This is a genomic window from Clostridium sp. 1001271st1 H5, from assembly GCF_005845215.1.
In the GTDB taxonomy this organism is placed as follows: domain Bacteria; phylum Bacillota; class Clostridia; order Lachnospirales; family Lachnospiraceae; genus Enterocloster.
In genome coordinates this window covers 181,995-202,600 of the sequence record NZ_SPHO01000012.1, presented here as the reverse complement: position 1 = coordinate 202,600, position 20,606 = coordinate 181,995, and the positions used below count along the sequence as shown (strand labels likewise).

Below are 20,606 nucleotides of genomic sequence, written 5' to 3'. Positions count from 1 at the left end.
TATCCCCCTATTCCTTTGAACGAGTACGGACAACCGCATCGATGATAATGGCCATCAGAACGATAGAACCAATGATTGCATTCTGCTTAATTGACTGCACGCCCACTATGTTCAGGCCGTTTTTAATGACCTGGATAAGAAGCACGCCAAAAATCGTACCTGTAACGCCGCCCTTTCCCTCACGAAGGGAGGTGCCTCCCAGAAGGGTGACTGCCACTGCCTGGAATTCCCAGCCCGTGGCCGCCGTGGGCATGCCCGCCTCAATACGGCTGAGTGTGATGATTCCCGCAATTCCTGCAATGAATCCGGCAAATGCATATGTCTTAATCAGGCAGATGATGGGATTGATGCCTGCCAGCTGCAGGGCTTCCCTGTTTCCGCCCAGTCCGTGGATATTGGTTCCGAACCTGGTCTTGTTCAGCACGACCCATACCATGATGAATACCAGCACAGCCACCCAGACCATAAGCGGGATTCCCAGGATTGTTGTCTCCGTAATAATACGGTATGTAAAACTGGGAAAGTAGATGGATGAGCCTGCTGCCAGCAGTAATGAAAGGCTGTTCAGTATGTTCTGCATTCCATAAGTCGCAATAAACGGCGGGATACTTCCCTTGGCAACAATCACTCCATTCACCACTCCGATGAGGGTCGTGGATAAAATGGCGAGAACCATTGCTGCGGGAAGCGGGATTCCCCTCAGAGCCATCCACACGGTAAATACGGTTACAAAGCTGACCTGGGCTCCCAGGGACAGGTCGGTTCCCTGCGTCAGCACAATGCAGGTCTGGCCGAATGCAACAATCATTAACGGCGTTGCCTGAATCAGCACATTCTTAAAGTTCATCAGCGTAAGATAATTAGGGCTCATGACGCTGAAAATCACAATCAGGACAACCAGCATATAGGCCACCGGAGGCAGGCTTTTAATTCTCTGTGCAATCTTATTCTTCTGCATGCTCAGCACCTCCTGCTCCCAGCATCATCCTGGCTCCGATTACCTCGGAATTAAATCCCTCTGTTCCTCTTACAACCTCGTCCACGATTTCACCCTCATGCATGATATAAATGCGGTCGCTCATGCCGATTACTTCAGGAAGCTCGGAAGAAATCATGATAATGGCCTTGCCCTCAGCTGCAAGCCTGTCCATCAGATTATAGATTTCCAGTTTTGCAGCCACATCAATGCCGCGGGTTGGTTCATCGAAAATCAGAATCTCCGGGTCGAAGCTCAGCCATTTTGCCAGCACCACCTTCTGCTGGTTGCCGCCGGACAGATATTTACATGCTTTATTTACGCTGGTAGTAGCGATACGAAGCTGCTTCTTATACCCCAGAGCAACCTCGGTAATTTTCTTTCTTGATATAAAAAAGTTGGGGAATATCTTCTTCAGACTCACCGCCACCATATTAAGGGCAATGGATTCATCCAGGGCAAGGCCCTGCTTCTTCCGGTCCTCGCTTACCAGTCCGATTCCAATCCGGACAGCCTGTACCGGTGATTTTGGGAACACCTGCTCCCCCCGTATGTAAACTTTTCCGGATTTAATCTTCTCGATTCCATAGAGCAGCTGGGCTGTCTCAGTGCGCCCTGCCCCCACCAATCCGGCAAGCCCCACAATCTCGCCCTTTTTAACCGTAAAGCTTACATTCCTGACTCGCCCATGATAATCGCACAGATTCTCCGCCTTAAGGGTAATCCCCTCATGCCTGTTCTCCGTACGCGCATAGACCTGTTCCACACTCCGCCCCACCATCATGTTGACCAGCTCCTCGTTGGTACAGTCGTTGATTCCCACGGTGTTAATCTTGACCCCATCCCTGAGAATCGTGATTCTGTCCCCTATAAGGGGAAATTCCTGCATCCGGTGGGACACATAGATAATACCGATTCCCTCTGCCTTCAGCCTGTGAATCTGGGCAAACAGGGAATCCACCTCCCGCTCGGACAAGGTGGCGGTGGGCTCGTCAAACACCATGATTCTGGGGTTAAAGGAAAGCGCCTTGGCTATCTCCACCATCTGCTGTTCCGCAATGCTTAAGTTCTTTACATAATCTTTGGGATTGATGTATTCACAGTTTAATGCTTTTAAAAGCTTTGCAGCCTCCTCTTCCATCTTTTTATGGTCAATCAATCCCAGCCTGGTCTTATATTCCCTGTTCAGAAAGATATTCTGGGCAACGCTGATATACGGAACCAGTGTAAACTCCTGATATACGGCCACGATTCCCTTGGCAAGAGCCTCCTTTGTTCCGTTAAACTTAACGGCCCGGCCATCCAGCCTGACCTCCCCCTCTTCGGGCTTATACGCACCCAGCAGGCACTTTGCAAGCGTGCTCTTTCCCGCGCCGTTCTCACCTACCAGGATGTGTACCTCCCCCTCCTGCAAATCAAAATCCACATCATCCAGGGCCTTCATTCCCGGAAAAAGTTTGGTGATATGCCGCGCTGTTAATATTGTTTTCCCCATCTTTTCACCCCAATACTTCTCACGAAATTTAGTTTCTCTGTATTCGTCCCCGCAGTTTCCTGCAGGGACAAATAGGTGAAATAGTTCAGCTCCAGTCCTGCCGGATTCTATTGGATAACCTTCCACCAGGCAATGTTGTCAATGTAATTCTGAACCGTATCTGCGATTACAAGCGGGTCATTCGCCGCTGTCGGGAACGGAATGAACTTGCCCTCCGGTTCCGTCTTGTCATTCAGGTACTTAACCGCATAAGCGCATGCAACAAATCCTGAACCATAGGGGTCCGTGTTATAGGTAGCGAACATGGTTCCTTCCTTTACTGCATTGGTAGCATCTACGCTTCCGTCGAATCCGCAGACAAGGACATCATTCATATTGGCCGCCGTCAGGGCCTGGACTGCTCCCAGGGCGCTCTCATCGTTGCAGGCAATAACTGCGTCAACGTCTGTATACTGCTGAATCAGGTTTTCCGTTACGGACATGCCTTCTGTCCTCTTAAAGTTGGCTGTCTGGGAAGCAACAATTTCAATACCCTGGTACTCGGAAAGTCCTGTATTGATACCATTTAATCTCTCGATTGCGTTTGATGCCCCGGCAGGTCCCTCAAGTATGATGAATTTCCCCTTACCCCCAAGCTTGTCCGCCACAGCCTTGGCCATGGTATATCCGGATTCGTAATAGTCAACGCCTGTCCTGAGGAAGGTGTCTTCTGCTGCCGGCGTGCCGATGGTCAGCACCAGGATACCTGCATCCTGCGCTTTTCTCACGCCTGTCATGATGCCGTTGGAATCCGCGCAGTGGACAATGATTGCATCCACCCCCTGTGTAATCATGTTCTCCATCAGCTGCACCTGCTCCTCAACCGAGTCTGCGGTGGTGGGAGCCTGTGTGATTGCATTGAATCCCATGGCCTCCCCGGCAGCTTCCACACCGGCCGACTGGGCCACCATATATGGATTGGTTGTGTTTTTGGCAATGTAGCCAATGGTGTAATCCCCGCCCGCCTTGACACTGGTGGCAATCTGGGCTCCGATTCCGGTGACCGGCAGCTGGTCCACATTAAGCACGGTAGCTGCGGACAAGCCTGAAGAACTGCTCTTCGTGTCCTCAGCTGCCTTTGTCTCCTCTTTCGCACTGCTGGCCGACGCCTCTGTGGGTGTGCTGCAGCCTGCAAAAACCATGGCAGACATTGCAACCGTCAACAAAACTGATACTACTCTCTTCCTCATTTTTTTCCTCCTTGTTATCTTTATATTATTTTTGGATATTGGATTTTGGATACAATCTTCTTGTGATTAATATAGCACTTCCAAATTTGCTTGTCAATGTTAAATAGTATATTCTTGTTTATTGCCGCATTTTTGTATATTATGCACATATCGTCTTTTATTTTTCTGTCAATAATTACAATTGGATTGTATATAGACTGCATGAAAATGCATTTAAATCAGCTGGAATTAAGTAAGAACCAAAAGAAAAAGGGATGCAGGACCATATTTCATCCTGCATCCCCTGAACCGTGTATCTGCCGTTACACCATGGAGCTCCTCAGCACCTCAGCCATATAAAGGTCCTCCGGAGTTGTAATCTTTATATTTGCATAACTGCCCCTTACCATATGCGCCTTCACCCCCATCTGGGCCTCCACCACCATGGCGTCATCCGTTATGCCGGTACAGTCCGATTTCATCTGGCGGGCAAACGCCTCTGCAATAAGGGGAACGGAAAATACCTGGGGCGTCTGGGCCTGCCATACCAGACTGCGGTCCGGGCTGGACTCAATCATCCCCTCCCGGTTCACCAGCTTGATGGTGTCCTTCACAGGCATGCCTGCCACACATGCGCCATACCTGCACACGGCCTGGTACGCCCGTTCTATGATATCGCCGGTAACAAAGGGGCGGGCCCCGTCATGGATGAACACATATCCATTCTGCCTGGCCCTGATTGCGGCTTCATCCTCTCCCTCTTCCTGGTCCATAATGGTGCAGAGGGCTTTCCAGACGCTTTCATACCGTTCACTGCCTCCCGCGCCAATGGTGCTCACCTTCTTCAGGCCATATGCCTCCACGATTTCTGTTCTGGCATATTCCATATGGCCTGCATCTGTCATGAGTATGATTTCATCTATCACAGGAGAGGCTTCAAACGCCTCCAGCGCATAGGCCACCAGAGGCCTGCCGCCCATTTCCATGTACTGCTTGGCCGTTTTCCCGCCCATACGGCTGCCCTTTCCTGCTGCCAGTACCACGGCCGTACAATATTTTTTTTCCATTCCGTACCTCCCGCCGGACATTCTTATCGCTCTCCCAATTTCAGATTGGGAACAGCATTCAAATCCCAGACCGATATGTTCCCCTTCCGGTATTCATAGTAGGCTGCCGTCCCAATCATGGCTGCATTGTCCGTGCAGAAAACAGGAGAGGGATAATAAAACTGAATCCCGTCCTTTTCACAGGCCTCTGCCATGGCCTTCCTCAGCGCGGAGTTAGAGGCAACCCCGCCTGCTATGGCCAGCTTCTTATATCCGAATTCCCGGGCAGCCAGTATGGCGCGGCTTACCAGGGACTCCACCACGGAATTCTGGAAGGATGCCACCAGGTCAGGGACATTGATTTCCTCCCCTGTCATGCGGGCATGGTTGATGTGGTTCAGCACAGCTGACTTAAGACCGCTGAAGCTGAAATCATAGGGAGCCCCCTCCACCCTGCCCCTGGGGAACTGGATGGCGTGGGGATTCCCCTCTTTTGCCGTCCTGTCAATCTTAGGCCCGCCGGGGTATCCCAGACCCACAGACCTGGCCACCTTGTCAAAGGCTTCTCCGGCTGCGTCGTCCCTGGTCCTTCCGATGATTTCAAATTCCCCGTAATCCTTTACAATCACCAGGTGGGTATGGCCTCCCGAAACAATCAGGCACACAAAGGGCGGTTCCAAATCCTGGTTCTCAATGAAATTCGCGGACACGTGCCCTTCAATATGATGCACCCCGATAAGAGGTTTCCCCGCCGCATAGGCAATGGCCTTTGCCTCTGCCACTCCCACCAAAAGAGCGCCTACCAGACCAGGTCCGTAGGTCACGCCGATTGCCGTGATATCCTCCAGGGCAACCCGGGCTTCCGCCAAGGCCCTCTCAATCACATAATTAACCGCCTTTATATGTTCCCGGGATGCAATTTCCGGAACAACGCCCCCATAGACCGTATGGGTGGCAATCTGGGATGAAATCACATTGGACAGCACGGTCCTTCCGTTTTTCACCACTGCCGCGGCTGTCTCATCGCATGAACTCTCGATTGCCAGTATCAAAACATCCTCTGATGCCTGTCCTATCATAGTATCCTCTCCACTTCCGTCTGTCCTCCGGTACGCGGTACCGTCACTGTCAGTCCTCATCAAATTCCAGCTCCGCCGTCCATCCATCCCTGGCAGCCTTTGCCCTTGGGAAAATGGACCTGACCTCCTCCATATATTCCTCCGGCTTTGTAAGGGAGGGGCTGTAATGGGTGAGCCACATCTGCTTCGGATTGGCCTGCTTTGCAAGGGCTGCTGCCTCGTAAAAGGTCATATGCTTATATTCCCTGGCCTTGGCCGCCTTTTCCTTTTCCCCGTACATGCCTTCACAGATAAAAAGGTCAGCACCGGCTGCATACTCTGCAATCACAGGCACAGGCCTGGTATCTGTGCAGTATGTCACCTTAAGCCCTCTGCGGTCCGGTCCCAGCACCATATCCGGTGTCAGAAGCCGTCCCTCATGTTCTATCTCCTCGCCCTTTTGCAGCCTGCTCCAGAACTTCTGGGGTATCTCCTGGGCCCTGGCCCGCTCCACGTCAAAGCGTCCTGTACGGGGAATGGTGATGGAATAGCCGTAGCACAGCACATTGTGGTTTACCCTGTAAGCGTCAATGACATAGGGGCCCATCTGCATTTGCTCACGGTTCTCCCCAAGCTCCACAAACCGCAGTTCAAAGGGCAGTTCCGGCGCTATGGTGCGCAGCGCCCCCACCACCCGTTCCAGTCCCCTGGGACCAATCAGGGTCAGCGGCTCCACCCGCTCCGCATTGCCCATCGTGAGCAGAAGCCCGGGAAGACCGCTTATGTGGTCCGCATGGTAATGGGTAAAGCAGATGACATCTATGGGTTTGGGGCTCCATCCCTTTTCCTTCAGGGCCACCTGGGTCCCCTCACCGCAGTCAATAAGCAGATTGCTGCCTCCGCACCTTGCCATCATGGATGTGAGCCAGCGGTACGGAAGAGGCATCATGCCTCCGGTTCCTAACAAACATATATCCAACATACTGTAATCCTCATTCTCTCAATACTTAACTCACAAAATCATATCACACTTTCCTCTCATTAATCAAGTATCGCCGTAAAATAACGTGGCAAACCTGAACGGTTCAGGCAGCGCGCAAAAAAAGGGAGCTGCCGCAGCAGCTCCTCTATTATCTTATGTAAATCCTGTCCCGCGAAAGATTGGACGCCACCAGCTTCATGACCGGCATGAAGTTTTCCCCAAAACTTTCCTTTGGAAGTACAAGGGCCGAAGACTCCTCTATATAAAAAGCAATGTCCTTGGGCGTGGAGACAGCCTTCTGCACCCTGTCCCAGCCATATGTCCTGACCTGTTCCCCCAGCCTCTCCTCGATGCCGTTTTCATCAAACCCATACTGTATCTCGGAATCATACCTGGGCTGCCCCATCATCCTTGCCGCCTGAAGCCTCAGGTTAATAGGCGTAAACAGAAGAATCATCATGCCGCCGGCCACATAAACAAATGCCTGATTCAGCTGTATGGTCTGGTTTCTCAGCAGGAAACCGCCTGTGATGATGACTGCAAGGCCCAGGAGATTGACCAGGAAACCCGACAGCCTTGAATACGTATGGAACAGCAGCAAATCATAGATAAACTCAGCCTTCATCCTGACCTTGACATATACCTTCATTCAAATCATCCTCTCCCAAATCATGCTTTTCCCGCGGCCCAGCCCTGGGCTGAGTAGATTCCCTTCTTATTCTTCCTCATCCACCCGTCAAAGAAGGCGGTAATGAACGGGCATAGGAACAGTGTAATGATGGAGGCAGTGGCGCACTGGGCCGTGGCCATGTCCACATAAGGTTCCATGGACGGGTCGGCCTGGGCAACTGCCGCAGGCGTCATGGCTGAGTTCAGAGCCGTTGTGCCCACTGCCGCGCCCATGGCATTGCGCTCTTTTTTGGGCAGCAGCAGGTTGAATACGAAAAAGAATATTACGGCTGTTGCCGTGGATATCAGTCCCAGCACAATACCGGATGCTCCGGCCGTGACCAGCGTGGACACATCTGTCTTGGAGCCAATGGAAATGGTCATGAAGAATGTGACAATGGGCTGGGCGGTTGCGCAGGCGCTGCGGAAGCCCTTATCCAGATTTCCCCAGATGAATCCGATGAGCAAGGGAATCAAAGTGGCAACCAGGGCCTTAAAGGGAATGGAAGCCAGTCCGGTTGCCCCCAATGCCACCAGGGTAAAGAAGGGGCCGTCATTTAATGAAAGGATGGAGATGGCGCCTGTATCCGTTGCATTTCCAAACTGGGATGACAGGGATATGTACAGAGAGCCGTTGGAATTGGTGATGGCCGCAATGAGCACAAAGGGTGTCAGCCCCAGAATACCTGCCGGCCCGCACAGATTTCCCACCAGAAGCCCTATGGCAACTCCCAGCAAAAGCTTGATGCCGGTCAGCGTGACGCCTTTATACAGAGGCATACCCACCTGGCGGACATTGATGGCGGACCCGCACACAATCAGGAACAATCCCATCATGGCTGAATTCCCGTCATAAAACAGGGCTGTTACGTATCCCCCAATCTGAAATGCCTGAGGGAAAAAAGTGGCTATGACAACTGCCAGCACCAGCGGTATGATAACCAGTCCCCCGGGCAGCCTTTTCATTTTATTCAGTATATCAAAATCTTTTCTGTTATCTTCCATAAAAAACCTCCACCTGATTTGTTTCGTTTGATATCACGGTCTGCCGGTCACGGCAGCCCCCTACATTTCCCTGGCTGCCTCTCTGAACAAGCGGTCTATAATGTCAACAGCAATGGTGTCGTATCCTGTCAGTCCTCCCTTTCCGATGATGGGAAGCCCCTGATAGGTTCCCACCATGCGGCCCACGTCCGTCTGCGCAATGACGTAGTCCAGCACCTCGATGCACTCTACCCCCAGCTGGAAGCAGACATTCACCATGGTGTCCCCTCCGGTGGTATATAATCCGGCTATCCGTTCCCGGCCAGCGCGTTCCAGCACGTACTGTACAATGGTCCCCAGCCCTGCGTTAATCCGGTTGGCGCTCATGCCATCTGCATACCCTCTTTTTGCGTCTTCCTCAGCCAGGTTTAAAATCGGGCCGTGAAGGGCTGTCTCAATCACTATGGCCCTGGGCGCAGAGGGCCCTTCCATAAGCTCCGTAATGCGCCTGACGGCTGATTCCACTTCCTCCGCTGCCTGCCGGCTCCCGTCAATCAGGGGGATGGGGTCCACGCTGACCTGCACATGCCGCCGGTCCTCCAAAAGAATTCCCAGCTGCCTCTTGGTCACAGGAGTAGCGCTTCCGGCTGCAACCAGCACGGTCCTGCCTGTGCCGTCCAGTGTGTTTTCCGGGACATTGGGCTCCTCTTCCTGCGTCAGCCCTCTGCACTGTGCCAGCTTTGCCGTAAATGCCCCCGGGTCCACTGCCAGCACATTCCAGTCCAGGGAAATGCAGGCATGGGCTATCTCCTGGATATCCTCCAGGGTTATGGCATCCGTCACAATGATGCGGTTTCCCCGTTCCCTCTGCCACTGGAGAGCGCGCGCAATCTCTTCCCTGCCCTGGAGGACTGTCTTAAGTGTCACCAGCCCAATCTCCTCCCCTGTCTGCCTCCCCAGAAGCTGGGGCACATAGCTCTCATGCACCGGTGTGCGTACATCCTGGGCCACCGGCGTCTTTGTCAGGGCAATGCCGTCAATCACAGAGAAGCCCCCCACCACAATCCGCCTGGACTGCGGCATGGAAGGAACCACCACCGCCACCGCGTCACCGCCAATCACATCCATCATGGCCTTGATTTCAGTTCCGATACCGCCTCTTAATGTAGTGTCAATCCGCTTGCTGAAATATCTGACTCCCATCCTTTTCAGGGCCTGGGTGGCAGAGCGCACCTTCTCATATGCCTCATCCGCAGGCAATGCCCTGCTGTTGCTGCTGACCAGTATGGCGTCCAGGGACGCAGCCTCCCCTTCCCGCTCCGCAGCCTCCTCGTTGAAAAAAACAGCTGTCCTTGCCTTGGACCTGGCAAGCAGTACGCCTGTGGTGGTGGCCCCGGTCAAATCATCTGCCACTGCTCCTATTAACGGCATAATATATTCCCCCTTTTTTGCTGCCCTGGTTATTGGTCCCTTTTTCCGTGCATGAGCGCTGCGTATTCGGCCACCACCTTTGTGGATTCAATCAGGCTGATGCTTCCTGCTATTCCCTTTCCGGCAATATCAAAGGCAGTTCCATGGTCCACCGAGCTTCTGATAAAAGGAAGACCAAAGGTCAGGGTCACGGATTTTTCAAAGTCCAGGGTCTTGCAGGCAATATGTCCCTGGTCATGGTACAGGGACAGGATGGCATCGTATTTTCCGGATTTTCCGATATGGAATACGGAGTCGGCCGGTACAGGCCCAATGGCATTGATTCCCTTCTCCCTGGCCGCTTCCACAGCCGGAATCAGGTGCTCTATTTCCTCTGTTCCAAAAAGCCCGTTATCCCCGCCGTGAGGATTCAGGGCAGCCACTGCAATAAGCGGTTCCCTGATGCCCGTCTTTTTCAGCTCCTTGTCAATGTTCTCCACAAACTCCAGCACCCGTTCCTTGGTGGCATACCTGCATGCATCCACCAGCGACATGTGGCGGCTTACAAAAAACACTCTCAGCTTATGGCAGGAGAACATGGTAAGGGCGTAGGGCGAATGCGTCTCATCCTGGTAGATTTCCGTGTGGCCCGGCTGCTTTACCCCAGCCAGCTTAATGGCTCTTTTATGTATGGGAGCAGTGGACACCGCGTCCACCTTGCGGTCCATGCCCAGTTCAATGGACTTCATAATCCAGTCCACGGACATACGGCCTGCCAGCTCCTGAACCTCTCCCCACTGGATGGAATCCGTATCATAATCCCCTGTCTCCAGCACATCCACGGTCCCGTACTGATAAAGGGCCTCTGATGGTTCCGCAATCCTGCGGTACCTTAACTCCCTGCCCAAAATCCTTGCCGCCCTGTCCAGAACAGCGATGCTGCCAATGACAAAGGGCCTGCAGCACTCATGTATTCCCTCGTCCAACATGGTGCCCACCACTATCTCCGGCCCGATACCTGCCGGGTCCCCCATAGTAATAGCTGTTACAGGTTTGAATTTTTCGTTCATTTTCCTTTTCCTTTCTATTTGTTTTCGTTTTACTTTCGTTTTTATTATCTTTCTAACATAATCATAAATGTAAATTAACATTTTTTCAAGCTTTTTTTACATTTTTGCTAATTTTAACAAATAACGCCTCGGATATTAACACTATTTCACAATTCAATTTTGTTTTTTATTTCTTTTCTATTTTCGTTAGAAACAATAATTTATTTATATTTCGCTGCATGTATACAAAAACCGCTTCACAGCCACAAAACCGTGAAGCGGTCACCCATACCATCCCGTATACATTCCATGTATTTACTTTTACCTCCGGATTTTCAGACACAGCCTAAACCACATCTATATAGACATGCTGTTTTTCCGCTTCCTCCAGATACTCCTTTTTAATCCCGTCATCTGTAATAATACCGCTTATCTCGTCCAGGGAGCACACCACCATCACATATCCCCCGCCGAACTTACTGCTGTCAGCCAGCACATACGCCTGGTCCGAAGCAGCCAGCACCGCCTTCTTCACCTGCATCTGAGGCGAACCGATGGAGGTCAGCCCCACGGAAAAATTGATTCCATGGGCGCTGATAAATGCCTTATTGGCCCGGAACCCCTTTAAGGTATTGACTGCCACATCGCCTATGGTGGAGGCCAGCTTACCTCCCACCTGTCCCCCCAGAAGGAACAGCTCCACATGGCCCAGATGGGACAATACACCGGCGCTGGCCAGGGAGTTGGTAATAACCAGAAGATGTTTGGAGGAATCATCCCTGATTTGCTGGGCCAGGTAATAGCAGATAGAGGAATCATCCAGAATGATTGTATCCTGGTCCTCAATGTATTCATATGCCTTCAGGGCAATCCTGCGTTTCCTGTCGCTGTTCTTAAACACATTCCCGGCATCAAAGGGCACCATGAGCTGTCCGCCCACCTTTACCGCGCCCCCGTGAATCCGTTTTGCAAGGCCCTTTTCCTCCAGCTTCTGTATATCGCTGCGAATGGTCACCTCCGAGCAGTTCAGTTCCCGGCTCAGCTCCGCTACCTTCACGCTGCCTGTGCTGTCCAGGCGGGCGGCAATGTATTCCATTCTCTTATTCGACATGACTTACCTCTCTCTTTTCATTCACGCCTGTAAAGCGCCGTCCTACACCAGATGAAGGAGGATGTCTTTCCCGGCGATAAGCTCCCGCCATTCCTGGCTCAGTCCGTCATCTGTAATAATTTCATCTATCTCTTCCAGCTCAGCAAAATAGCCCGGCCTGACCTGGCCGAACTTACTGCTGTCCGCCACCAGTATTTTCTGCAGGGACGATTCAAGGGCAGCCTTTTTTGTCACCACCTCATAATTGTGGGCGCAGGTCATGCCCAGCTTTTCATGGACCCCGGAGGCCGACACAAACATCTTACTGGCCCTTGTCCTTCTGATAAGTCCGATTCCCTCGACGCTCTCAAACATCAGGTCGTTTCTGTGGAAATACCCGCCCGCAAATATCAGCGACAGCTTCTCATTCCCCTGCAGCTGGGACAGAATATGATAATTATAGCAGAGAACCGTAAGCTGCATCTGTTCCGGTATATATTTGGACAATACGCCGGTGGTTGTTCCTGAATCCAGAATCAGGATATCTCCCTCCTCTACCATGCCCGCTGCAAACCGGGCGATTCTGTCCTTTTTATCAAAATTGCGGATTTGCTCCGAAGAGTACAGATATTCATCGTGTTCCCGGGCAGCGGGTTCTGAAGCCTGCTGTTCGTACAACAGGCGGTTTTCTTTTAAATAATCAATATCACGGCGGATGGTCATCTCTGAAACCTGAAACCGGTCCGCCAGCTCCTTAATGGATAATACAGGCGATTCCTTCAGCGTATCCAAAAGCGCGTAAATCCTGAGATCCCTTTTTCCCATAACTTCTGTTTCCCCTCCTGTCGCAATCCTGCTGCGGCCCATGGGTGCACAGCGTTACGAATCTGACTGTAAAATATTATAATTGTATTTTCAGAAAATGTCCAGATGTTCCTGGCTTGGCCAAAATGTTATATAATGTTTTAAAAATGTTATTTTTACGTTTTATCTCACATTTTTTGATAATATGTCTTGATTTTTACATTTTAAAATGTTAATATATGCTCATAGTAACACTATTTAACATTTTCAAAGGTGATGGAGGTCAAAATATGAGAACAATTGTAATCGGGTGCGACAATGCTGCTGTACATTTAAAAAACGAACTCACAGCATTCATGGAGAAAAAAGGATATACCGTGGAAAATATGGGGTGCGACAGCACCGAAGATACTACCTACTACCCCTATGTGGCGGAAAAGGTGTGCCGGAAAATCATGGACAGCAACTATGAGAAGCACGGCGTACTGATTTGCGGCACAGGCCTGGGCATGGCCATGACCGCCAACAAGTTCAAGGGAATCCGCGCCGGCGTCTGCCATGACATCTTCTCTGCGGAGCGCCTGAAGCTGAGCAATGACGGCAATGTAATCTGTATGGGCGAGCGGGTGATTGGAACCGAACTGGCAAAACGGATACTGGAGAAATGGCTGGAGCTTGAATTCGTAGACTGCGCGTCCACATCCAAGGTGGAGGCCATCAAGGAAATCGAAGGCGTAAATCTCAAATAGCGGAGGCGGCTTGATGAAAAAACTGAATCGGTTATATCTTGGCACAAACACAAAGATGTACAAAACCATTGCGGACACAGCTTCATTTCTGACGCAGCTCCATGAACTGACAGAGGACCTGGCAGACAGTCCCCTGACCCTGTTTGTCATTCCCTCCTATACCGCCCTGGAAACCGCTGGCCGGATTGCATCCCAATCCCATATCCGGCTGGGCGCCCAGAACATGTGCTGGGAGGACGAGGGGCAGTTCACCGGTGAAATCTCACCTGTTATGCTTAAGGAGGTGGGGGTGAGCGTTGCGGAAATCGGCCACTCGGAACGCCGCCATATTTTCAGGGAGGATGATTTTGACCAGGAGAAAAAGGTGGCAAAGGCCGCTGCCTCCGGCTTCACCCCCCTTCTATGCATAGGCGAAACCCTGACCCAGCGTGAATACGGCCTGAGCAGCGAGACCCTGGGCACCCAGTTAAAGGTGGGACTTCATTCCATCACCAGCCGGCAGGCGGAGAATCTCTGGATTGCCTATGAACCCGTGTGGGCCATCGGCGTGAACGGCATCCCTGCGGACAGCGGGTATGTGGCTGCGCGCCATGCAGGCATCCGCCGGATTCTGTGCGAGCGCTTCGGAGAGGAACCCGGAAACCGCATCCCCATTCTTTACGGCGGCAGTGTGAATCCCCAAAATGCCCGGGAGCTGATTCAGCTTCCTGATGTGGACGGTCTCTTTATAGGACGCAGTGCCTGGGACGCCGGACAATTCAACCGTATCATACGCCAGGTTCTGCCATTATACATGAATAAATAGCAGGAGGGAAATAATCGATGCGCAATCTGCTTGTGGCCCAGTCCGGCGGCCCCACATCCGCCATCAACGCCACCCTGTCCGGAGTCATCACAGAAGCCATGATTCAAGGGGGCATTGACCGGATATACGGAGGTCTTAACGGAATTGAAGGCATTTTACAGGAAAAAGTCATAGATTTGCTGGATTATATCAATAACACAATGGACCTGGATAAACTGGCCCAGACCCCTGCCGCCGCCCTGGGCTCCTGCCGCTTTAAGCTGGCCGAGCCGGAAGAGGACGATGCCCAGTACCGGCATCTGGTTGATATTTTCAGAAAATATGAAATATCCTACTTCATATACATAGGCGGGAACGACTCCATGGACACAGTGGATAAGCTGGCCAGATACTGCCGTTCCCGGGAGATTGAGGATATAAACATCATCGGCGCCCCGAAAACCATTGACAATGACCTGATGGAGATAGACCACTGTCCTGGTTTTGCCTCTGCAGCCAAGTACATTGCCACCACCTTTGCGGAGCTGGAGCGGGATGTGGCTGTCTATGATTCCTTCGGAGTCACCATTGTGGAAATCATGGGACGGAACGCCGGATGGCTCACTGCCGCCGCCTCCCTTTCCAGGGTAAACGGCAACCGCGGGCCTGACTTTATTTACCTCTGCGAGGTTCCCTTTTGCGTCAGCCGGTTTCTGGAGGATATACGAAGCCGTCAGGCCGAAAACAGAAATCTTCTGATTGCTGTCAGCGAGGGTATCCGGGATGAAAACGGAGCCTATCTGTCTGAACAGACTCCCGGCAACCGCCCCGATTTGTTCGGTCACAGGGATATTGCCGGAACCGGGGGCGTACTGGCCCAGATTGTCCGGAATGAACTGGGCTGCAAAACCCGCTCCCTGGAGCTCAACCTTATGCAGCGCTGCGCCGCTCATCTGGCCAGCCGCACGGATTTAAACGAATCCCGTCTTCTGGGAACAAAGGCGGTCCAGTGCGCGGTCCAGGGGCAGACCGGAAAAATGGCAACCCTCCTTCGCCTGCCGTCAAAGGGCCGATACAGGATTCAGTTCACTGCAGCGGACGTATCCCTGGTTGCCAACCGGGAAAAAACAGTTCCCCGTCAGTGGATTAACAGGGAAGGCAACGACATTACACAGGAGTTGACGGATTATCTGACGCCTCTTATCGAGGGGGAGGTCCCGGTGCTGTACCAAAACCGCTTTCCTGAATACTTTACCATATCCCTGGCGTGAGCACACATACAGTAAGGAGAACCGCTTTGGCAGTTCTCCTTATCCCATCCTACAGAAATTCAATCTGTTCTTCCCTGTCCACAGGTATCTTGAAGCCGGAAACCAGTTCATCATAGCATTCTTCACACAAATCAAAATGATGAACCTGTCCGTCCTTCTCAGAAAAATAATCCCATGCATGGTCAATGCTGATGCATCCTTCCCGGATGATGCCCTGCTGCACCACCAGTTTCTTTCCGCAGCAATTGCATATTATTGTCTCCAGCTGTCCATTTTTATTGTACCTTTTCATATGAACCCTCGCCTTTCTCTGTCATCGTACCCTTTCATTCATTCCCTTCTCTTCCCCTTAAAGAAAAAAGGAGAGGAATGTCTGGTTCCTCTCCATTATATACATAAAATATTCACATTTTAAGTGGTAATTCTTTCATATTGTCCGGTTCCACATGATGATGGCATCCTCGGCCGGGTTGTGGTAATACCCCTTCCTGACAGCCTCCGGCCGGAAACCATAGGAATCATACAGGTTTCTGGCTCCCAGGTTGCTCTCCCGGACCTCCAGGGCAATGGCCCGGACCCCTCTGGCCCTGGCAAAAGTCACCATGGTATCCATGAGTTTCCGTGCGATACCCTGGCGCCTGTAATCGGGGTATACTCCAATCCGCTGTATCTCCCCCTCATCCGCCAGAATCCGCAGAACCGCATAGCCCAGGATGTATCCGTGGTCCACATAGACAAAATACGTGTCCAGCCTGCTGTCTAAGCCCATGCGAATCAGATTCTCCGACCAGCTCTCGGAAAAACAAACCTGCTCCAAATCCGCCACCTGCTCTATGTCCTGGCCCGTCATGGGGCGCACTCCGCGAATCAGCTCCATGTTCCCTGCTCCTTTCCGTCACAGCCGCCGTTCAGACGGCCCGTCAGATGCAGCCGTTCAGGCGCCCTGCTCTCCCGCCGCCCAAAGGGCTGCTATCAATAATCTCCCGGAAGCTTTGCCGCAGCTCCTCCGGCAGACTGCTCCGCCTCTCTCTGGCGCTCAGCCTGGGGTTTTCTCAGATAATCCGGGGTGAACTCTGCCGCTGTCACAACCCGGGCGCCGTGATACCTGCCCCCGTCCAAAAGCGCAGTCATTCCCAGGGCAGCCACAGAAGCTGCCCTCTGCCGGTTCATCTGGGCCGGTGCAAATACATAGGCCGATGTCATGGTTTCCATGATGATATCCTTATATACAGGCACGCCGTCCCCCAGGAAGATTACCCGCTCCCCTTTTTCATTGAGAAGACATGCCAGCTCCCGCATATCCATGGGCTGCTGCTCCATCACCACCTCCAGGCCGTCCCGGGTATGGTAGAGTCCCGTATAGACCTGGCTGCGCTTTGCATCCATAACAGGGCAGATAAGCCCCTCTGCCCCCCACATATTATATGCCATGGCATCCACAGTGGGAACATGAATCAGAGGCTTTTTTAGAGCCAGTCCCAGGCCCTTGGCCGTGGCGGCTCCTATGCGCAGCCCGGTAAAGGAACCCGGTCCCCCGGCCACTGCTATGGCATCAATGGTATCCATGTCCAGCTCCAGAAGCTTCACAATCTCATCCAGCATAGGAAGCAGGGTTTGTGAATGGGTCTTTTTAAAATCCACGGTATACTCTGCTGTCAATATGTCATCTGTCACCAGGGCCACGCTGGCCACCAGGGACGAGCTCTCTATTCCCAGTACTCTCATCCTCTATCCTCCACATGAATGCGCCTGTAATCAAATCCCTTTTCCAAATCCTTTTCAATGGTCACCCAGACCGCCTTCTCAGGCAGTATCTCCTCAATCAGGCCGGGCCACTCAATCAGGCACACGCCGCCCCCGAAGAAACAGTCCTCATAACCGATTTCATCCATCTCGCTTACGTCGCCGATGCGGTACACGTCAAAATGGTACAGCGGAAGACGGCCATCCTCATACTGCTGCAGAATGGTAAAGGTGGGACTGTTCACCGGTCCCTCTATGCCCAGGCCTGCTGCAAATCCCTGGGTAAACACAGTCTTTCCCACGCCCAAATCACCGCTCAGACAGATTATCTGGCCCGGCTTTGCCTCCCTGCCCATCTTTTTCCCCAGCTCATATGTTTCTTCCGGTTTCCGCGTCTCGATTACCATTTCCTACCTCTTTCATCCTTACTTTACGCCCTTCATGGTCAGTGAAATCCTCTTCTTGGCCAAATCCACGCTCAAAATCTTCACATCCACAATATCCCCCACGCTGACCGCCTCCAGCGGATGCTTGATGTACTTGTCCGTCATCTGGGAAATATGTACCAGACCGTCCTGGTGGACGCCGATATCCACAAACGCGCCAAAATCAATGACATTGCGCACAGTTCCCTTTAACACCATTCCCGGCTCCAAATCCTTCATTTCCAGGATATCGCTTCTGAGAATGGGCCTTGGCATCTCATCCCTGGGGTCCCTGGCAGGCTTTTCCAGCTCTCCCGCAATATCCCGCAGGGTAATCTCCCCTATGCCCAGGGCCTCTGCCGTCCGCCTGTAGTCCTTTATCTTCCTGCTGATTCCCAGCAGTCCTCCCCGGGACAGCTCCTCAGGCTTATACCCCAGCTTTTCCAGAAGCTTCCCGGCTGCTTCATAGCTCTCCGGATGGACGCTTGTGCCGTCCAGGGGATTCTCCCCCCCTGTTATGCGCATAAAGCCCGCACACTGCTCAAATGCCTTGGGACCCAGCTTTGCCACCTTTAACAGCTGCTTCCTGCTCTTAAAGGCGCCGTTTTCTTCCCTGTAGGCCACAATGTTCCTGGCCAGGGTCTTGTTGATGCCGGACACATATTCCAGAAGGGAGGCCGAGGCCGTGTTCAGGTCCACGCCTACCTTGTTCACGCAGTCCTCCACCACGCCTTCCAGCGCCTCTCCCAGACGTTTCTGGTTCATGTCATGCTGGTACTGGCCCACGCCGATGGACTTGGGGTCAATCTTGACCAGCTCAGACAGCGGGTCCTGGAGACGTCTGGCAATGGATACCGCGCTTCTCTGGCCCACGTCAAAGGCCGGGAACTCCTCGGTGGCCAGCTTGCTGGCGGAATACACGGATGCGCCTGCTTCGTTTACAATTACATACTGCACCTGCTCCCTGATTTCCTTCAGCAAATCCACGATAATCTGCTCTGATTCCCTGGACGCTGTGCCGTTTCCAACGGATATGAGGGAAATGTTATATTTCTTAATAAAATCCTTCAGTATTTTTTTGGATTCCTCCACCTTGTTCTGGGGCGCAGTGGGGTAAATGACCACTGTATCCAGCACCTTTCCCGTGCTGTCCACCACTGCCAGCTTGCAGCCGGTGCGGAAGGCCGGATCCCACCCCAGCACCACCCGTCCCACAATGGGAGGCTGCATCAGAAGCTGTTCCAGGTTCTTTCCAAACACCTTGATAGCGCCTTCCTCTGCCTTTTCCGTCAAATCGTTCCTGATTTCCCGTTCAATGGACGGGCCGATGAGACGGCTGTAGCTGTCCGCCGCTGCCTCCTTAAGGATTGGCGCGGTATATGGATTGTCCCGGACAATGGTCTGTTTTTCCAGATACCCCAGAATCTGCTCCTCCGGAGCCAGAATCTTCACGGTCAGAATCTTTTCATTCTCCCCGCGGTTCAGGGCCAGGATGCGGTGCCCCGCAGCCTTCTTTACCGGCTCCTCATAATTATAATACATCTCGTAGACAGACTGAGCCTTCTCGTCCTTGGCAGATGACTGGATGACGCCCTTGTTCATGGTTATGTTCCTGATATAGGTACGGAAAGCCGCATTGTCGGAAATCCGCTCCGCCAGTATATCCCTGGCGCCCTGGATGGCCTCCTCCGGACTGGCCACGCCCTTTTCCTCTGACACAAAACCGACTGCAGCCTTCTCAACAGGCTCCCCTGTCATCTGCATGCTGATAAGGTCCGCCAGGGGCTCCAGCCCCTTTTCCTTGGCAATCATGGCCCTGGTCCGGCGCTTTGGCTTATAGGGACGGTAAAGGTCCTCCACCGCCACCAGGGTCTGGGCTTCCCTTATCTTAAGCTCCAGCTCCGGAGTCAGCTTTTCCTGCTCCGCAATGGAAGCAATAACCTGGCTCTTGCGGTCCTCCAGGTTGCGCAGGTATTTTAACCGCTCGTCCAGATTACGCAGAACCTCGTCATTTAAGGAGCCCGTGGCCTCCTTCCGGTATCTGGCAATAAACGGAATGGTATTTCCCTCATCAATGAGTTTGACGGCTGCTTCCGCCTGATGGCGTCCGATGCTCAGCTCTTCCGCCAGTTTTTTAATAATATCCATGGTAAACCTCGCATATCTGTAATCTAGCTAACTGTTATATTATAGTGCATCCCAACCGCTTATGCAAGTTCTGGCAGAAAGTTCGCCCTGCGGAAAGTTCCCGTTGCAGAAAGTTCCCCCCATATGGAAAGCGTCTTCATCTGGACAGTGCCGGTATTTCGTGATAAAATAGCCAGGATAGCAGTCACAATATTTTGGCACGGCACCAGCTGCGCCTGACAAAAGAAAGGTTCTTATTCAGAATGATGAATGATACTCATAATAACCAGAAATCACCTTCAAACAACCAGGGAAAGAACTTCACATCCTCCGAACGCCTGGCCACCTGTTCCATGATAGCAGGCATCATCGGAATTGTGTGCAGTCTTTTTTATCTGCCCATGTCCCTGGCCTATAACCAGACCGCCATGCCCACCGGCCTTGTCTGCGGCGTCATCGGCATCATCCTTGCCCTCATGGCCCGGAACGCCGACATAAGACCCAGGAAATCCTTTAATGCAAGGGCCATTGCAGGGCTGGTATTAAGCGCAATTGCCATATCCCTGACATTTTTCTTTTTCTATGCCCTGGCCTGCTACTATGAGGCCCTCAGCGACCCGGTGACCGGCCCCCAGATTAATGAGTTTATCAACCGGCTTCAGGAGCAGCTGAACCAGCAGATGCAGCTGCCCAGGACCACGGGATTCCTTTGGTTCTGATGCAGTTCCCGGTACGG

At 52.4% G+C, this 20,606-nt stretch carries 21 protein-coding genes; 4 read left to right on the top strand and 17 right to left on the bottom strand.

Annotation, left to right across the window (positions count from 1 at the left end):
* Positions 1-7: 7 nt before the first annotated feature.
* The 12 genes from FGS84_RS18940 to FGS84_RS18885 form a co-directional block, all read right to left on the bottom strand.
* Positions 8-958, bottom strand: a complete 951-nt coding sequence (locus tag FGS84_RS18940; RefSeq protein WP_138309985.1) for an ABC transporter permease — start codon at positions 956-958, stop codon at positions 8-10.
* Positions 945-2,471, bottom strand: coding sequence for a sugar ABC transporter ATP-binding protein (locus FGS84_RS18935; RefSeq protein WP_243130016.1), 1,527 nt, complete (start codon positions 2,469-2,471; stop codon positions 945-947). Before FGS84_RS18935 ends, FGS84_RS18940 begins: the two co-directional genes overlap by 14 nt.
* 107 nt (positions 2,472-2,578) lie before the next feature.
* A complete protein-coding gene (locus tag FGS84_RS18930) occupies positions 2,579-3,700 on the bottom strand; it encodes a sugar ABC transporter substrate-binding protein (protein WP_138309983.1) in 1,122 nt (373 codons plus the stop codon).
* A 302-nt stretch (positions 3,701-4,002) separates the two neighbouring features.
* Complete coding sequence (gene ispD, locus FGS84_RS18925; protein ID WP_138309982.1) at positions 4,003-4,746, bottom strand: 2-C-methyl-D-erythritol 4-phosphate cytidylyltransferase; 744 nt, start codon at positions 4,744-4,746, stop codon at positions 4,003-4,005.
* 23 nt (positions 4,747-4,769) lie between these two features.
* Complete coding sequence (tsaD, locus tag FGS84_RS18920; RefSeq protein WP_138309998.1) at positions 4,770-5,804, bottom strand: tRNA (adenosine(37)-N6)-threonylcarbamoyltransferase complex transferase subunit TsaD; 1,035 nt, start codon at positions 5,802-5,804, stop codon at positions 4,770-4,772.
* A 49-nt stretch (positions 5,805-5,853) separates the two neighbouring features.
* Positions 5,854-6,765, bottom strand: coding sequence for a ribonuclease Z (locus FGS84_RS18915; protein WP_138309981.1), 912 nt, complete (start codon positions 6,763-6,765; stop codon positions 5,854-5,856).
* Positions 6,766-6,913: 148 nt separating this feature from the next.
* Positions 6,914-7,414 carry a YcxB family protein gene (locus tag FGS84_RS18910; protein ID WP_138309980.1) on the bottom strand — a complete coding sequence of 167 codons (501 nt, stop codon included), beginning with the start codon at positions 7,412-7,414 and terminating at the stop codon, positions 6,914-6,916.
* Between the two features lie 20 nt (positions 7,415-7,434).
* Positions 7,435-8,439: a 2-keto-3-deoxygluconate permease gene (locus FGS84_RS18905; protein WP_138309979.1), complete on the bottom strand. Its 1,005-nt coding sequence runs from the start codon at positions 8,437-8,439 to the stop codon at positions 7,435-7,437.
* Positions 8,440-8,499: 60 nt separating this feature from the next.
* On the bottom strand, positions 8,500-9,849 hold the full coding sequence (locus FGS84_RS18900) for a four-carbon acid sugar kinase family protein (protein ID WP_138309978.1): 1,350 nt from the start codon (positions 9,847-9,849) through the stop codon (positions 8,500-8,502).
* 29 nt (positions 9,850-9,878) lie between these two features.
* Positions 9,879-10,898, bottom strand: coding sequence for a 4-hydroxythreonine-4-phosphate dehydrogenase PdxA (pdxA, locus tag FGS84_RS18895; protein ID WP_138309977.1), 1,020 nt, complete (start codon positions 10,896-10,898; stop codon positions 9,879-9,881).
* 325 nt (positions 10,899-11,223) lie between these two features.
* A complete protein-coding gene (locus FGS84_RS18890; RefSeq protein WP_138309976.1) occupies positions 11,224-11,988 on the bottom strand; it encodes a DeoR/GlpR family DNA-binding transcription regulator in 765 nt (254 codons plus the stop codon).
* Between the two features lie 42 nt (positions 11,989-12,030).
* Complete coding sequence (locus FGS84_RS18885) at positions 12,031-12,792, bottom strand: DeoR/GlpR family DNA-binding transcription regulator (protein WP_138309975.1); 762 nt, start codon at positions 12,790-12,792, stop codon at positions 12,031-12,033.
* Between the two features lie 269 nt (positions 12,793-13,061).
* Here FGS84_RS18885 and rpiB point away from each other — a divergent pair, with 269 nt between their 5' ends.
* Genes rpiB through FGS84_RS18870 form a run of 3 tightly spaced genes read left to right on the top strand, consistent with a single transcriptional unit; the run spans position 13,062 to position 15,575 of the window.
* Positions 13,062-13,520 (top strand): ribose 5-phosphate isomerase B, encoded by a 459-nt coding sequence (rpiB, locus tag FGS84_RS18880; RefSeq protein WP_138309974.1) that lies wholly within the window; start codon positions 13,062-13,064, stop codon positions 13,518-13,520.
* Positions 13,521-13,533: 13 nt separating this feature from the next.
* Complete coding sequence (locus FGS84_RS18875; RefSeq protein WP_138309973.1) at positions 13,534-14,325, top strand: triose-phosphate isomerase; 792 nt, start codon at positions 13,534-13,536, stop codon at positions 14,323-14,325.
* Between the two features lie 17 nt (positions 14,326-14,342).
* On the top strand, positions 14,343-15,575 hold the full coding sequence (locus FGS84_RS18870; protein ID WP_138309972.1) for a 6-phosphofructokinase: 1,233 nt from the start codon (positions 14,343-14,345) through the stop codon (positions 15,573-15,575).
* Between the two features lie 49 nt (positions 15,576-15,624).
* Here the strand turns inward: FGS84_RS18870 and FGS84_RS18865 are convergent, their stop codons facing one another.
* The 5 genes from FGS84_RS18865 to FGS84_RS18845 all read right to left on the bottom strand — a co-directional run bounded on the left by FGS84_RS18865 (position 15,625) and on the right by FGS84_RS18845 (position 19,891).
* The gene (locus FGS84_RS18865; RefSeq protein ID WP_027642354.1) at positions 15,625-15,867 is read right to left on the bottom strand and encodes a hypothetical protein; all 243 of its coding nucleotides are present in this window, start codon (positions 15,865-15,867) and stop codon (positions 15,625-15,627) included.
* Between the two features lie 135 nt (positions 15,868-16,002).
* Entirely contained in the window at positions 16,003-16,452 is a 450-nt protein-coding gene (gene rimI, locus FGS84_RS18860) for a ribosomal protein S18-alanine N-acetyltransferase (protein ID WP_138309971.1), read from the bottom strand.
* Between the two features lie 95 nt (positions 16,453-16,547).
* A complete protein-coding gene (gene tsaB / locus FGS84_RS18855; protein ID WP_138309970.1) occupies positions 16,548-17,300 on the bottom strand; it encodes a tRNA (adenosine(37)-N6)-threonylcarbamoyltransferase complex dimerization subunit type 1 TsaB in 753 nt (250 codons plus the stop codon).
* On the bottom strand, positions 17,297-17,725 hold the full coding sequence (gene tsaE, locus FGS84_RS18850; protein WP_138309969.1) for a tRNA (adenosine(37)-N6)-threonylcarbamoyltransferase complex ATPase subunit type 1 TsaE: 429 nt from the start codon (positions 17,723-17,725) through the stop codon (positions 17,297-17,299). The genes tsaB and tsaE overlap by 4 nt, the downstream gene beginning before the upstream one ends.
* An 18-nt stretch (positions 17,726-17,743) precedes the next feature.
* Positions 17,744-19,891 carry a Tex family protein gene (locus FGS84_RS18845; protein ID WP_138309968.1) on the bottom strand — a complete coding sequence of 716 codons (2,148 nt, stop codon included), beginning with the start codon at positions 19,889-19,891 and terminating at the stop codon, positions 17,744-17,746.
* Between the two features lie 242 nt (positions 19,892-20,133).
* Between FGS84_RS18845 and FGS84_RS18840 the strand changes: the two genes are divergently transcribed.
* Positions 20,134-20,589, top strand: coding sequence for a DUF4190 domain-containing protein (locus tag FGS84_RS18840; protein ID WP_138309967.1), 456 nt, complete (start codon positions 20,134-20,136; stop codon positions 20,587-20,589).
* Positions 20,590-20,606 lie beyond the last annotated feature (17 nt).